At 71.5% G+C, this 13,540-nt stretch carries 13 protein-coding genes and 4 pseudogenes; 8 read left to right on the top strand and 9 right to left on the bottom strand.

The window, feature by feature from the left end; all coding sequences use genetic code 11:
- Positions 1 to 55 precede the first annotated feature (55 nt).
- Positions 56 to 1,174, top strand: a complete 1,119-nt coding sequence (locus tag ACZ49B_RS22765) for a M20 family metallopeptidase (protein ID WP_468308757.1) — start codon at positions 56 to 58, stop codon at positions 1,172 to 1,174.
- 13 nt (positions 1,175 to 1,187) lie between these two features.
- Here the strand turns inward: ACZ49B_RS22765 and ACZ49B_RS22770 are convergent, their stop codons facing one another.
- Positions 1,188 to 1,808: a TetR/AcrR family transcriptional regulator gene (locus tag ACZ49B_RS22770; protein WP_468308759.1), complete on the bottom strand. Its 621-nt coding sequence runs from the start codon at positions 1,806 to 1,808 to the stop codon at positions 1,188 to 1,190.
- A gap of 175 nt (positions 1,809 to 1,983) precedes the next feature.
- On the opposite strand from ACZ49B_RS22770, the gene ACZ49B_RS22775 reads away from it, so the two are divergent.
- On the top strand, positions 1,984 to 2,901 hold the full coding sequence (locus tag ACZ49B_RS22775) for an alpha/beta fold hydrolase (protein ID WP_468309018.1): 918 nt from the start codon (positions 1,984 to 1,986) through the stop codon (positions 2,899 to 2,901).
- 144 nt (positions 2,902 to 3,045) lie between these two features.
- Here ACZ49B_RS22775 and fxsT read toward each other — a convergent pair whose 3' ends face one another.
- Both fxsT and ACZ49B_RS22785 read right to left on the bottom strand, forming a co-directional pair.
- The gene (gene fxsT, locus ACZ49B_RS22780) at positions 3,046 to 5,367 is read right to left on the bottom strand and encodes an FxSxx-COOH system tetratricopeptide repeat protein (protein ID WP_468308761.1); all 2,322 of its coding nucleotides are present in this window, start codon (positions 5,365 to 5,367) and stop codon (positions 3,046 to 3,048) included.
- A 62-nt stretch (positions 5,368 to 5,429) separates the two neighbouring features.
- Positions 5,430 to 5,885: a hypothetical protein gene (locus ACZ49B_RS22785; protein WP_468308764.1), complete on the bottom strand. Its 456-nt coding sequence runs from the start codon at positions 5,883 to 5,885 to the stop codon at positions 5,430 to 5,432.
- A gap of 295 nt (positions 5,886 to 6,180) precedes the next feature.
- Between ACZ49B_RS22785 and ACZ49B_RS22790 the strand changes: the two genes are divergently transcribed.
- The 3 genes from ACZ49B_RS22790 to ACZ49B_RS22800 all read left to right on the top strand — a co-directional run bounded on the left by ACZ49B_RS22790 (position 6,181) and on the right by ACZ49B_RS22800 (position 8,593).
- Positions 6,181 to 7,875 carry a serine/threonine-protein kinase gene (locus ACZ49B_RS22790; RefSeq protein ID WP_468308767.1) on the top strand — a complete coding sequence of 565 codons (1,695 nt, stop codon included), beginning with the start codon at positions 6,181 to 6,183 and terminating at the stop codon, positions 7,873 to 7,875.
- Positions 7,876 to 7,983: 108 nt separating this feature from the next.
- Complete coding sequence (locus ACZ49B_RS22795; protein WP_468308769.1) at positions 7,984 to 8,193, top strand: hypothetical protein; 210 nt, start codon at positions 7,984 to 7,986, stop codon at positions 8,191 to 8,193.
- A 1-nt stretch (position 8,194) separates the two neighbouring features.
- The gene (locus tag ACZ49B_RS22800) at positions 8,195 to 8,593 is read left to right on the top strand and encodes a hypothetical protein (RefSeq protein WP_468308772.1); all 399 of its coding nucleotides are present in this window, start codon (positions 8,195 to 8,197) and stop codon (positions 8,591 to 8,593) included.
- Positions 8,594 to 8,882: 289 nt separating this feature from the next.
- Here ACZ49B_RS22800 and ACZ49B_RS22805 read toward each other — a convergent pair whose 3' ends face one another.
- From ACZ49B_RS22805 to ACZ49B_RS22815, 3 genes and pseudogenes are all read right to left on the bottom strand, one after another.
- Positions 8,883 to 9,833, bottom strand: coding sequence for an SDR family NAD(P)-dependent oxidoreductase (locus ACZ49B_RS22805; protein ID WP_468308774.1), 951 nt, complete (start codon positions 9,831 to 9,833; stop codon positions 8,883 to 8,885).
- A 318-nt stretch (positions 9,834 to 10,151) separates the two neighbouring features.
- Positions 10,152 to 10,818, bottom strand: a pseudogene (locus ACZ49B_RS22810) (nucleotidyl transferase AbiEii/AbiGii toxin family protein); the annotation flags it as partial.
- Positions 10,815 to 11,120: pseudogene (locus ACZ49B_RS22815) on the bottom strand (hypothetical protein); the annotation flags it as partial. The pseudogenes ACZ49B_RS22810 and ACZ49B_RS22815, both read right to left, overlap by 4 nt.
- A gap of 158 nt (positions 11,121 to 11,278) precedes the next feature.
- Between ACZ49B_RS22815 and ACZ49B_RS22820 the strand changes: the two are divergent.
- Together ACZ49B_RS22820 and ACZ49B_RS22825 are read left to right on the top strand one after the other, a co-directional pair.
- The gene (locus ACZ49B_RS22820) at positions 11,279 to 11,518 is read left to right on the top strand and encodes a hypothetical protein (RefSeq protein WP_468308776.1); all 240 of its coding nucleotides are present in this window, start codon (positions 11,279 to 11,281) and stop codon (positions 11,516 to 11,518) included.
- The gene (locus ACZ49B_RS22825; protein WP_468308778.1) at positions 11,515 to 11,781 is read left to right on the top strand and encodes a hypothetical protein; all 267 of its coding nucleotides are present in this window, start codon (positions 11,515 to 11,517) and stop codon (positions 11,779 to 11,781) included. Before ACZ49B_RS22820 ends, ACZ49B_RS22825 begins: the two co-directional genes overlap by 4 nt.
- Before the next feature lie 177 nt (positions 11,782 to 11,958).
- Here the strand turns inward: ACZ49B_RS22825 and ACZ49B_RS22830 are convergent.
- The 3 genes and pseudogenes from ACZ49B_RS22830 to ACZ49B_RS22840 form a co-directional block, all read right to left on the bottom strand.
- Positions 11,959 to 12,087 (bottom strand): annotated as a pseudogene (locus tag ACZ49B_RS22830) (IS5/IS1182 family transposase); the annotation flags it as partial.
- Positions 12,088 to 12,099: 12 nt separating this feature from the next.
- Positions 12,100 to 12,411: a hypothetical protein gene (locus ACZ49B_RS22835; RefSeq protein WP_468309027.1), complete on the bottom strand. Its 312-nt coding sequence runs from the start codon at positions 12,409 to 12,411 to the stop codon at positions 12,100 to 12,102.
- 14 nt (positions 12,412 to 12,425) lie between these two features.
- Positions 12,426 to 12,806 (bottom strand): annotated as a pseudogene (locus ACZ49B_RS22840) (SUKH-3 domain-containing protein); the annotation flags it as partial.
- A gap of 333 nt (positions 12,807 to 13,139) precedes the next feature.
- Here ACZ49B_RS22840 and ACZ49B_RS22845 point away from each other — a divergent pair.
- The gene (locus ACZ49B_RS22845; protein WP_468308780.1) at positions 13,140 to 13,478 is read left to right on the top strand and encodes a hypothetical protein; all 339 of its coding nucleotides are present in this window, start codon (positions 13,140 to 13,142) and stop codon (positions 13,476 to 13,478) included.
- Positions 13,479 to 13,540: the final 62 nt, after the last annotated feature.

The following is a 13,540-nucleotide window of genomic DNA, read 5'->3' on the forward strand; positions in this document are numbered from 1 at the left end:
CCGCGTTCGTCCCGGCCGCGGCCTTCCGCCCCGGCGTCCCGGCTACCCTTGCCGCATGACGCTGCGCAGGACGGTCAACGTGAGTGTTGACGCGATGATCGAGGACCTCAGGACACTCGTCGAAACCGAGTCTCCGTCGCGCGATCTCGAGGCCCTGGCCGCATCGGCCAAAACCGTCGCCGGCGTCATCGAGAGCCGCCTGGGCGGACAGGCCGTCCTCATCGACAGTGAAGCCGGACCGCACGTCCACTGGTCGGCCGGCGGCGATCCGAAGGTGCTGATCCTGGGTCACCACGACACGGTGTTCCCGCTCGGCACCCTCGAACGCCGCCCGTTCGCGGTCGAGGACGGGCACGCGACCGGCCCCGGGGTCTTCGACATGCTCGGCGGTCTGGTGCAGGCGATCCACGGTCTGGCGGCGCTCGAGGACCGGTCGGGCGTCGAGATCCTGGTCACCGCCGACGAGGAGGTCGGTTCCCACTCCTCCCGCGCCCTCATCGAGGAACGGGCCCTCGCCTGCGGCGCCGTGCTGGTCTTCGAAGGCGCCGCCGACGGCGGAGCCCTGAAGACCGGCCGCAAGGGCTGCGGCACGTTCCAGGTCTCCGTTGCGGGCCGGGCCTCGCACGCCGGCCTCGAGCCCGAGGCGGGGGTCAACGCCCTGATCGAGGCGGCACACCAGGTACTGGACATCGCCGCCCTCGGTCGGCCCGAGATCGGCACGACCGTCACCCCGACCGTCGCGTCCGCGGGAACCCTGGACAACGTCGTTCCGGCAGGGGCAACCGTCGTCGTCGACGTCCGGGTCGAGTCGGCAGACGAGAAGGAGCGCATCGAATCCGCGTTCGCGGCGCTCGCTCCGCATCTCGCAGACGCGCAGATCACGGTCCACGGATCCATCGGCCGTCCCCCGATGCCGGAGTCGGCGTCGACCGGTCTCTTCGCGGTGGCCCGGCAGCTGCTTCCCGGCCTCGAAGGCCGGTCGGTCGGCGGCGGAAGCGACGGCAATTTCACGGCCGCCCTGGGGGTGCCGACCCTTGACGGCCTGGGAGCCGTCGGAGGCGGCGCCCACGCCGACCACGAGTACGTGGTCGTCGAGGCCATGGCGGAACGGGCGAACCTCGTTGCCGGGCTGGTGCACGCGATCCAGAACGGGCAGGCGAGCGAGGACCTTTAGCACCTGCCCCTCCTCAGCGGGGTGCTGAGGGCGGCGGCGGGAAGAGGCGGTCCAGGTGGTGGCGGAGCACCGATGCGGCCGATTCGTGGGTGCGTTGGCCCACCAGGATGCTGGTGCCGAGGCCCGCGGACATCGCCAGGAGGCTGATCGCCTCCGTACGCGCATCGGTGTCCGGCGGGGCCAGTTCGGCGGCGACCGCCTGCCGGAGGAGGCCCGTGAGGGCGTCCTCGGCCGCGTTCGGCTTGTCGATGAACGGCTGGGCGGCGAGCGCCTCGTCCGTCAGGGCCAGGGCCGCGTACGCGGTGTACACGACGTGGAACGTCCGGCTGGCCTCGTCCGTGGGCAGTGACTCCATCAGCAGCGCCTCGATCACCGCGCGCGGCCCCGGATTCTCCCCCACCGCCCGCAGCCTCTCCGCCACCCGGGCGCCGAGGCCGGCGGCCAGGTGCTGGAGCCCGTAGAGGAGCAGGTTCTCCTTGGTCTGGAAGTAGTACTGGACGAGGCGCAGCGAGACCCCGGCCTCCGCGGCCACGTCCCGCATGCCCACCGCGTGCAGTCCGCGCCGGCCGGCGACGCGGACCAGCGCCTCCGCGATCTGGCTGCGCCGCTCCTCGTGGTCCACACGCTTCGGCATCCGCTATGTCTCCGCCCGCTCGGTCTGTCGTGGCCCGGCCCGGCCTGGCCGTCTCGTCTCGTCTCGCGGCGCCCGGCCCTGCCGCAGATTTTCATGGTACCGCCGTACCAGCATCGTGGTACGGTCGTATCAACAAAGCAACGGACCACCGGAGGTGCCCACCGTGCCCGAGACCATGACGCGCGACCGCAACCGCAACCGCGTCCCGGCCGACGTCGGCCGCTACGTGAGCGACGAGCTGCGCGATCGGTACTTCGCCGCCTGCGACGCCGTCTACGCCCTCGCGCCGGCCGCGGACGCCGAGATGGACATCGAGACGAGCTTCGGAACGACCCGCGTCTACCGCTTTGGCCCCGCCGATCCGCAGGCCGCCTCCCGGACCCCGGTGGTGCTCGTGCACGGCGCCGGGTCCAACTCCTCGATGTGGTACCCGAACCTCGCCGCCCTCAGCGCCGAGCGGCCGGTGTTCGCCGTCGACACGCTCGGCGATCCGGGCCGCAGCGTGCAGCACACTCCCATCCACCAGCCCGAGCGCGCCGCGCAGTGGCTCGACGAGGTCCTCGGGGGCCTCGGCCTCGACCGGGTCCACCTCGTCGGCAGCTCGTACGGCGGCTGGCTGTCACTGAATCAGGTGCACCGCCGGGCCGAGCGGCTGGCGTCGGTCACCCTGCTCGACCCCGGCGGCCTGGAGAAGACGGGAGCCCGCTTCTTCGTCTGGATCTTCATCAGCCTCTTCGCGACCATCGCCCCCGAGCCGATCCGGCGGCGCATGGCGGCCTGGCTGGACCAACCGGTCCTCATCGTCCCGGAGTTGCGCGCAATGACCATGCTCAGCGTACGCGCGTACCGGATCCGCCGGCCCGCTCCGCAGCCCCTGACCGAGGACGAACTGCGCACCATCCGCACGCCGCTGTACGTCCTGCTCGGCGAGCACAGCCTGCTCGTACACCCGGAGCGGCAGCGTGAGCGCGTCCCGCGCCTGATCCCCGGCGCCGTCGTCGAGATCATGGGCAACACCGGGCACGGACCCCAGATCGACCATGCCGACGAGACGAACACCCGGATGCTGAAGTTCATGGACTCCATCGGCTGAGCGGCGAGTACGTCACGATGCCTGTTCGGGCTGGACCGCCTGCTCCTGGGCGGCCGCGTGAGCTGGGCGGCCGCCGCGCGGCGTTCGTGCAGTGGAGGGCAGGACCCCGCCGCGGTGCCGTTACCTCCGTCGTCGCTCTCGCTCTCACGGTCGGCTGCGGGACGTCCAGGTGGTCAGTGACGTGCGGAGGGCGAGGGTTTCGGCGTGGTCGGGGCCCAGGACGCGTTCGAAGTCGGCGGCCATGGCGGCGAACTGGTCGCGGGCGGAGGCGGGGTCGCCTGCCTCGCCCGTCCACTGGGCGAGGTTCCTGCGGGTCATGAGGGTTTCCGGATGGTCCGGGCCCAGGACCCGGCCCTGCATGGGCAACAGGACGGCGAACTGGTCGCGGGCGCCCGCGGCGTCCCCTGTCTGGGCCGTCCAGTAGGCGAGGTTGGCGCGGGCGACGAGCGTGGCGGGGTGGTCGGGGCCCCAGACGCGTTCGCGGACCGCCAGCAGGGACGTGTACTGGTCCCGGGCGGCGGCCGCGTCGCCGGCCCGCCCCGTCCACCAGGCGAGATTGGAGCGGACCCACAGCGTCAGGTGGTGCTCCTCGCCGAAGACACGGTGGTGCCGGTCGAGCAGTTCGACACACTGGTCCCGAGCGGCGACGGGATCCCCGTTCTCGCCCAGCCAGCGTGCGTACTGGTCACGTGCGGCGAGGATGTCCGGGTGGTCGGCGCCCAGGACGCGCTCCCTGACCGGCAGGAGCGCCGCGTAGTGGGCACAGGCCCCGGCCGGGTCCCCGGCCTGGCCGGTCCAGAAGCCGAGGTCGGCCCAGAGGGTGAGGGTGTCCGGGTGTTCCTCGCCCACCGCCTCGCGCAGCCGGGGCAGCAGGTCGGCACAGATGTCCCGGGCGCGGGCCCAGGCGCCGGCCTGGCCCGTCCAGTCGGCGAAGCGACCGCGCAGCGCGAGGGTCCGCCCCTCGCCCGCGCCCCAGGCGCGTTCGCACTCCGGCAGCAGGGCCTCCAGCATGTCGCGGGCGGCGGCCGCGTCGCCGACCATGCCGGTCCAGTTCGCCAGTTCCGCCCGCGCGCCCAGGGTGTCGGGGTGCCCGGGGCCCAGGCGCGCGGTGAGGTCGGTGCAGATCTCGTCCTGCACCATCCTGGCGGTGCGGAAGTCACCGCTGGCGCCGAGGTACGCGACGAGTTTCGCGGTGCCGGGACGGTCCGGGCCGAGCGTGGCGCGGGCGTGCGGGACGAGCGCGCCGTAGACCGGCCAGGTCTCCGGCCGGTGCGGGTCCTGCGGCAGGGCGGCCTCGACCAAGGCGGCCATCGAGCCGCACCAGGCCGGCCGCTCCTCCTGGGGCAGGGCGTCGAGCGTGATGGCCTGTACGAGACGGTGGACGGAGACTGCGCCGTCCGCGAGCGGGCTGACCAACGAATAGCGGCGCAGGGCGAGGACCGCGTCCGCGACGGTGAGTTCGTCCTCCAGGAGCGGCGCGATCAGTCCCGCGGTCGCGGCGTCCTCGAAGACGGGCGCAGGAGCGTCCCCGTCCACGGGAGGTGGCAGCAGCAGCGGCAACGGGATGGCGTCCGGCGCGCAGCACGCCAGGAGGCGCAGCAGCGCGACGGCGGACGGCTCGGTGCGCTGGAGCCGGCGGAACGACAGTTCCCAGGTGGACGCGACCCGGCTCTCGTACGCCCAGGGTGTGCCACGCCGTAGCAGCGCCACGCGTTTTGCGGCGAGTTGGCCGCGGTACCAGCGTAGGGTGCGCCCGGTGGCGGCGATGAACGAGGCGGCCTGCGCGAGGGCGAGCGGCAGCGCACCGAGTTCGTCGGCGAGGGCCAGCGCGGCGTCGCGGTCGGTGTCGCCGGAGCGGGCCGTCAGGTAGTCGGCGGCGGCATCGCGGTCCAGTACCGTCACTTCGAGGTCCACCGAGCCGGGCCAGAGGGCGGAGCGGGTGGTCAGGAGAATGTCCCCGTCGCCCCCGGAGGGCAGCATGGTCCGGATCGCCTCCTCGTCGGCGACGTTGTCCAGCAGGAGCAGCCAGCGGTCGGTACGGGCGGCCAGGGCGGCGTGCACCTCGTCCACCGGGTCGACGTTCTCGGCCCGGTCCTTGAGGTCGAGCGCGACGGCGAGACGTCCGTAGTCCGCGGACAGGACGGCCGGGTCTTCGGCTCGCAACTGCCAGACCACCCCGTACTCGTCCTGGTGGCGGTGGGCGTACTCGACGGCGACGCTGGTCTTCCCGACACCGCCGAGGCCGTGCAGCACGAGCAGCCGGGGGCCGCTGACGGAGGACGGGCCCATGGCCGGAGCCGTGGAGGCCAGCCGTTCGCCCATCGTGGTGAGCAGAGGCTCCCGCCCCGCCAGGTCGGGCACCCTCGGATCGAGTCGGAACGGCCGTGTGGGCACGGCCCGCTGATGGATGACCGTCCGTAGGTCGACGTTCAGATCGCCGCCGACGGTCACCGTCGTCAGCTCCACCGAACGGACGTCACGCGCTGCGCCCTCGGGACCGGCGGCCGGTTCGGGCTGACGGGCCGCGGCTAAGGGTGGGGCGGGGGCTCCTCACCTGCGCGTACGTTGGTGATGGTGACGTCCCCGGTGAACTTGCCCTGCCGTACGCGCACCCCTGTGCCGGACGCCTTGACGGCGTCGATGCTCAGGGCGGCGGCCTCGATGCGCTCGAGGTCGATGCCGACGGCCGGTGCGGCCGTCGGCTGGTGGTTCTTCACCTGCTCGATCAACTGCCGGGCCGCATTGAGCAGTTCGACGTCCTCACCCGCCCCGGCCGCCGTCAAGTCCTCTTCAAGGGATCCACGCTTGGCCTCGGACTCCGGCCGCCGCTCGACCGCCGATACGTCCACGTCGGATCCGTAGCGCTCGCTGATGAGCCGTTTGAGTCCCTGGTAGGCGTCCCGTACCGCGCCCGCGGCGGATTCCTGCACTCCCGCCACCGCACCGAGTGCGATGGCCGACACGATCAGCGTCACTGGGTCCACGGTCCGAATCCTCTCCAAGGGCACAAGGCCGGTCAAGGCGATCGGCCAAGTCGGCTCACGGTCGTACAAGCGGGCCAGGACGTCTGCCTGATTCGGAAGGCAGTCGCACCGCCACGGGGCGCCCAGCAGCCGCAGGAGTCGGGCAGGACGATCGCAACCACGCCGCCACTCCCCCGGGAACGTGCAACCTGCGCGCCGAGGGCCGGGCCGTGCGCACTCGCACACGCGCGAACCCCTACCCTGGTGCCCGAGACGTGGCGGGATTCGAACAGTGCGGCGAACAGGGAGTTGACAGGTGACGGGGGCGAGCAGCGCGGATCTGACCGGCGAGGTTCTGGGCGGGCGATACCGCGTGACCGCCACGATCGGCCGCGGTGGCATGGGTGTGGTCGCCCGGGCGGTGGACCAGTTGCTGAACCGCGAGGTCGCCGTCAAGGTCCTGCGGGCCTACACCGACGCCTCCCCGGCCGAACTGGCCGATCTGCGGGTCCGGATGCAGAGGGAGGCGCAAGCCGCGGCCCGTATCCGTCACAGCGGTGTGGTCACCGTGCACGACGTGGTCGAGGAGCAGGGGCTGCCGGTCATCGTCATGGAGTTGGTCGACGGGCCCTCCCTCGACACTGTGCTGGCGGAGCGCGGCTCGCTGGATCCGCGCGAAGCGGCCGCGATCGGCGCCAAGCTGATGGACGCGCTCGACGCGGCACACCGGGCCGGGGTCCTCCACCGGGACGTCAAGCCCGGCAACGTACTGCTCGAGCGCAGCGGCCGGGTCGTGCTCACCGACTTCGGCATCGCCAGCATGGAGACCTCCGGCGACGAGGCCCTGGCCAAGCTGACCCAGAGCGGTCAGATCGTCGGCTCTCTCGACTACCTGCCACCGGAGCGCGCACAAGGCCAGGTACCGGGTGCCGCGTCGGACATCTGGGCGCTCGGCATGACGCTGTACGCGGCCGTGGAGGGCGCTTCGCCCTTCCGCCGTACGTCGGTGTGGTCCACGCTGACGGCGATCGTCAGCGATCCGCTGCCGGAGCCCCGGCGCGCCGGACCGCTCACCCCGGTGCTGCAGGCGCTGATGGCCAAGGATCCGCTGCAGCGACCCGACGCCGCGCAGGCGCGCAAGATGCTGGAAGCGGTCGCCGGGGGCAAGGAGGACGACCTCACGACGGCACCGGCGCCGCAGCCCCTCACTCCGCCGGGCTTCGGTCCCCCCGTCGCCGCACCGTTCTCCCCGCCCGCCCCCCAGCCCGTCGCTCCCTACATGCCGGCCGGCCCGTACGCCGCCCCTCCGCCGGCGGGCCCCGTGCAGCCGGGCATGGCGCCCGGCATACCCGCCGGTCACGGCAGCGGTCCCGAGACCCGCGCCACGATGGTCCGCGGGCAGCGCCGGCGCACCCGTACGATCGTCGCGGTGGCGGCCGCCACCGTCCTCACCTGCGCCGGAGTCGCCTACGCCCTCGTGGACATGCAAGGCGCGAAAGGCGGCGGCGGGTCGAACACGGCGCTTCCCACGGCGAGTACCCGCGCCGACGGTGACGTGTCCGGCGCGGGCGGGACGTCCATCAGCCCGGGCGGGACGCCGTCCAGCACGCCCTCGAAGAAGGACGGGGACCGAAAGACCGGTCCCACGCCTACGCCCGGCAACGGCGGTGGCAAGCCGGCCGGCGACCCGTCAGCCTCTGCGAAGGCAACTCCCGGTGCCACGGTGAAGCAGCCCGCCCCGGTGTCGACGGCGTGCACCGGCTGGGCCCACTCGAACAGCAGCGATGGCTCCGGCCACGCGTCCCAGGAAACCCACCTTTACACCGGCCCGTACGCGGCGTGCTCCTATGTGACCCTGGTCAAGTCCGGCACGAAGGTCTACTACCACTGCTATGTCACCAATGCCGAGGCCAACAAGTGGATCTACGCCCGCATCGCGGGCACGGGCACCGAAGGCTGGGTGTTCAGCGAGAAATCCACCCTGGACAGCGGCACACTCGCCCGCTGTTGAGTCCGGTCTTCCCCGACGCCACCCCCGAAAGCCACTTGGCGGCGTCACCCCGGCCTCGACCCACTCCGGGTTGAGGGTGTCTGGAAGGCGCCCGAGCTCCAGCGGAGCATGGCCGAGCACGGCCTGGTGATCTCGGCCGGCAAGTTGTCCGGCCTGGCCACCTTCGCCGAGTTCGAGTTCGACGTGCTGCGCATGCGCACCCGCGCAGGCATGGCGGTGGGTCGGGCGGTCAGGAGCGAACTCAAGCGGATGCAGGTTCAGTTGACCGCACGTCAGCAGACGCACCTGGTCCAGCAGCACCAGTCCGGCGGGCAGTGACGTGCTGCTCTACGTCTACCGGGTCACCCAGTACGACCCTGCCGACCGCGATCGGCACGGTCACCACACCGGCTCCGACCCCGCGACCAGCGACCACGGACCGGTCGAAGCCGCCTACCTCCAGGCCATCGCCGCCTTCGCCGAAGAGACCGGTGTCGACCAGTTGGCCATCCGTGAGCCGCAGATCAGCGGCTTCGCCCACTTCGGCCTGGAGCCGCCGGTCGACGGCTACGGCCTGGCGGACCTCTTCCCAGCCGGCCTCACCGGGTTCCATGACGGTGCGCTGGTGCCGAGCACCACCGGTCTGGAACTCGTCCGGGCCATGCTCCGCGACAACGGCGCCTGGTGCCGCTTTGAGGCGGAGGCTGCGTCCTGCGGAGGTTGCGCCGGCGTACGGTAACGCCGCGCGCCGCTCAGTACATACGTATCGCCGGACGCGGCCGACGCGACATCGAACACCGCGAAGCGCCGGCCGTCGGAGGGCTTGGAGGCCAGATCGACGCGGTGCGCCGCCACCAGCGAAGCGGTCAGGGTCATGGGAACGTGTGAACCGTGATCAGTTTGGTCCGACGTCCCACTGACAGCCCCGGCGTCTGAGAACCCGGCCGCTCTCCAGGCCCTGGGCCGTACTCAAGCGCCGCGGTCGGGCCAACCTGAGCACCCCTGTCTGCCGGCGTGCGTGCCTGGGGTCATCCGGGGATGGCACCGGGGTCGACGCCGGTCAGGTCACAGCTTGCGTCCCACAACCGCGCCGCGACGGAGGGGTCGGCCAGGTGCTTCCACACCGGTTCACGTCGGGGCTCGCCGCGCAGGCCGAAGACGCGCGGTCCCCACAGCTGGCCTCCACGCACCGCCGCGTCGAGCACCGCCCGGACCGCGGGCCATGCGCCGGCGTGCTTGCCCTGGACGAGGAGCGCCGCAGGTGCCGCGCTCAGCCGTGCGCCGGTGGTTCGCACATGGATCGGTGGCCGCGACGGGGTCAGGGAGTCCAGCGCGCCGCCGGGATGGACCACCACGCTCGCCACCGTGCTGCCGGCAGCGCGCAGGCGGCGGTCGAGTTCGACGCCGAAGTACATCTGTGCCAACTTGGAGCGTCCGTAAGTGCGCTTGGGCTGGTAGTCCTTCCGGGACTGCAGGTCGTCGAGGTCGAGCCGCTCGGACTTCGCCGCGAAGCTGCCCATGGTCACGACGCGGGCCGCCGGCGCGGCCGACAGCAGCGGCATCAGCCACTGGGTCAAGGCGAAGTGCCCGAGGTGGTTCGTGCCGAACATGAGCTCGTGACCGTCCCCGGTCTCCTTGCGCGGCGGGTCGTCGAGCGCGACGCCGGCGTTGTGGACCACCGCGTCGAGGCGGCCCGCCTCCAGTGATTCCACCGCTGTTTCGAGCGACGAGAGGTCGGCGAGGTCCAGCCGTACGACACGCACCCGCGCGCCGGGGACACGCGCACGGATCGAGGCCACGGCAACCTCGGCCTTGGCGGGATTGCGGCTGCCGAGTACGACGGTGGCTCCGGTTGCCGACAACTGCTCCGCGACGAAGTACCCGATGCCGGCGTTACCGCCGGTGACCAGGAAGACGCGGCCATCGGCACGCGGCAGCCGTTGGACATTCCAGGGCGGGGTGGAGGATGCGGACGACATGGCGACGGGGCTCCCTTGCTGGTGAGGGCGGCTGCGACTGCTCCGCCGGCAACTCGACACCCACGGTTCCAGCGGCCACCGACACGTCGCCCATGGATCACCGACAGCCCCGCCAGGAGACCGACATCCTGCCGACGCGGTATCGGCCGTCGCCGCACCGTGCCGGTGAACGTCGCGTCAGCCGACCGGAGCGCTCAAGGGCCAACGGGGACGCTCGGCCACCAGGGGCCAGACGACAAGCTGGGCTGAAATGGGGGGTCCTGACCTGACGGCATTTCGGGTCGTCCCGGGCCGTGAGGGCGCGGGCGAGGTCAGAGGATCGTCGCCGCCGGTGTCGCGGGCGAGGCGCTGCTCGAGGTCGGCGGTCCACTGCTGGGCCCAGTCCCGCAGGTCGGTGATGGTCGCGGGGTCGAGGCCGTACGCGTCGAACTCCTCGTCGTCGTACCAGTCGGCGCCGGGCGAGGCGGTCGTGGAGGTCCTCGAGGCGGAATTCGTCGCGGCCGTGGCGCCGACCGAGGCTTTCGAGTGCGGCGGTGGTGCGCAGGCGGGAGGCGGCGTGGACGTCGATGAGGTCCCGGACGGCGCCGCGGTCGGCCAGGGCGCGGACCTTGGTGCCGATGACGTCGTCGAGGGCGAGGACCGGGCCGTACTCGGTGTGGGCCGGGGCGCTCCAGAGGTTCTCTTTGAGGACGTCGACCTCGCATTCGGCGCCGTCTGCGGGGTCGGTGACCATGAGGCGGGCGGACAGCGGGTCGACGGCGATGACGGCGACCTGCCAGCCGCGTTTGGCCAGCTCGTGGGCCAGGTCGGCGGTGATGTCGGCCATGGGTGCGGGGTTCTCGGTGGCGACGTCGAGGTCCTGGCTGAGGCGGTCGACGAGGCCGTGGGCCTGGACGGCGTAGCCGCCGGTGATCACGAGGGGGTAGGGCGTGCCGATGGCGATCACGTCGGCCAGGAGCCGGCGGTGGAGTGCGCTGAGGTTCACGCCGCGGACGTCGTCCGCGTCCGGGCGGTGAGTTGGGGGAAGCGGTCTTCCCAGACCTGGCGGATGTGCCGGCTGACCAGGGTGCGCAGGACGGGCCACTGCTCGGCCGGCAGGTCGCGGTCGAGGAGGGCGGTGAGGTCGTCGCGCTGGCCTTCGGCCAGGACGGTGCGGTACAGGCTCATCCGCTGCCGGGGCCGGTCCAGGTCGTACGCGCGCAGCCCGGACCAGGCCACGTGCAGGGGCAGCTCCACCACTCCGCGGGTCGGGCCGGCCAGCTCGCCGAGGGCGGCGGGCAGACGGCGGCGGCGGGCGCCGGTGAGACGGGGGACGAGAGCTGAGCCATGAGGTCAGTGTCCCGTGCCACGGCCCCCACAGGTCCAGCGGATTGCGACATCCGTCCCGTCCTTGGCCTGCGTCGCTCCACTCGCACCATAAATCGAACACATGCTTGAATTGGTGGATGCAGTGCACCTCCTTCCCCGACGACCTGGTCTCCCTCCAGGCCGAGTGGCTCCGTACCTACCGGGAACTGGCCCGGCGGCCCGCAACCGCCGGCACGACCCCGCTCCGCCGACGGCTGATCACGCTCTCGCGCGCGTTCGCCGCTCATCCGTACTGGTCATGCCCGGCCCGTACGGCGGGCGGCCCGGTCGAGCTCCGCCGCGTGGCGAGGGCCAGGGCCTGGGTGAGAGCGGCATGACGAGCGCCTGCCCCGGAAACGACCCGGGACCCGACACGCCGACCCCTGCTCCCCGCCTGGTCGTCCATCCCCCGGACCACCGCGGATGGCGCCGCGTGCGGTACGAGGGCCAGAGCCTGGGCACGGCATACCGAATCGGCGACATCGCCGTCTTCCTCGCCGCGACGGGCATGGAGAACGCCGAGGACTTCGACGTCACGGACCCCACCCTGGTCGACTGGCGCGGCGGCGGCCCCGACTGCTGGACACCACCGCCGGCGTAGCGAGCCCCGGCCGGTGACGGCGGCGACGCCCGGCGGCGAGGGCAGGGCACGCTAGTCGGCTCGCGGGCGGCTGCCGCGCGAATCCCCGCCGGCGCGGGGAGCAGGCTTGCTGAGCTGCCAATCGAGAGACTGTCCCGTAATGATCACCTGGCTCAGGGCGGTCACGGGTTAGAACGCCAACGCCCACCTTCGGCTTGTCTGAGCTCCCTCGCGGCGCAGGGCGGTCACGAGCCCGAAGCAGCGCGGGCTCAGCCTGGCGAACGGGGCTATCCAGGACGGTTGCGACGCCGTGATCACAGCAGCCATTGCAAGATCGTCTCATCTGCCAGTGCGGCAGTTGCCAAGCCAGTCTGCCTGTTCTGCACGATTGGCGCCGGCGTCGCCATGCACCACGTAAGCCAGCGCCTCAGCGAAGGTCGACCCCAGAGGCCAGAGGAAGTTCGGCGCGACGGCGACGACGACGCGGTACCGGATCGTCCGGTCGACGGTCTGCCGGTAGCGCAGCCAGTCGCGGCCGAGCAGCGGGCGCAGCGCGGGTTCCGCGAGCGCCGCGGTGAGCCACTCGCCCCAGGTGGGGAAGACCGAGGACGCCCGCTGGCCGCAATGTACGACCTGAACTGGACCGACCACAGACCAAGGGGACTGTAGTGCTCTGCATACCGGTGCCTCAGCTTGGACGCTTCTGCGGCGGTGTCGACGCAGGCCTCAACAGCGTCTATGTGCAGTGACGAGGCAGGGACACGGGCGGGGGAGCTCTTGACCGTCAGCTCGCCGAACTCTGCCCAGATCCCGACCACCGGGTCATCGAGCACGAACCCAGCGGCTGCCAGTTGCAGTCTCCAGCGCGCAGTGCCGACCTTGCGACCTGCTGTCCACCCAGCAGCGCCAAGTGCCGCCAACACCGACGGACCACACCCCGCCAACGACCCACTGATCGATTCTATGCGCCCTCCCCGCCCACGCGGCCGTCTCCGTTGCCCGAAGTCTGCCGCACATGCGGACCGGCAGACAGGGCTGCTCGTCACAGAGCGTACGGAGATCGTTCAGGGACAAGCTTTAGGCGGCCGGCAAACTCCTGCCAGCGCACTTTCACTGATCGCGGCAACTGCGGCACACCATTGCTGACTCGGCTACCGCGTAGTGACAGCTACCCCCCGGCCGGCCTCGGAGTCGCCGGGGTAAGTCCGGATCGGCTGCTCCAACGCGAACACTCAGAGTTGACGCGGCGTTCTGGTGACATCCAGCCGTTCGATGACCAGAAGTCAACTAGGCCTTTCCACAAGCGAATCAGCCCCGTAGCGTCCCAGGGGTTCTCCACCCTCAGGGCTGGGGTTCACCGTCTGCAATAAAGGGTGGGTATGCAGTTCAAGAAAGCAGCGGCGATAGCACTCGGCGCGGCGGCTCTGTTAGGCAGTTCGCCCGCGATCGCGTACGACATCAATTCGTACAAGGACGGCGCGGTCCACGCCTACTCGTACGGGACCAACACTCGGGTCGCCGTGAGTGACACCAAGCAGGACGGCCACCCGGTCTACGTGAACTACAAGCGTGAAACCAGCACCGAGCTGTACACACTGTGGAACAAGAGCGGCAACGGCTCGACCACCACAAGTGCCTCCGCCGGCATGATCTACGTCATCCAGGCATGCGTGTCCATCGACGGCTGGCCCGACAGCTGCGACTCCAATCGCGAGTGAGTCCCCGCACGGGATCACACCAGAAGATCACGGCAGCCTGACGACCTGCCTGCAAGGACGGA

Source organism: Streptomyces sp. NPDC031132 (assembly GCF_055570595.1).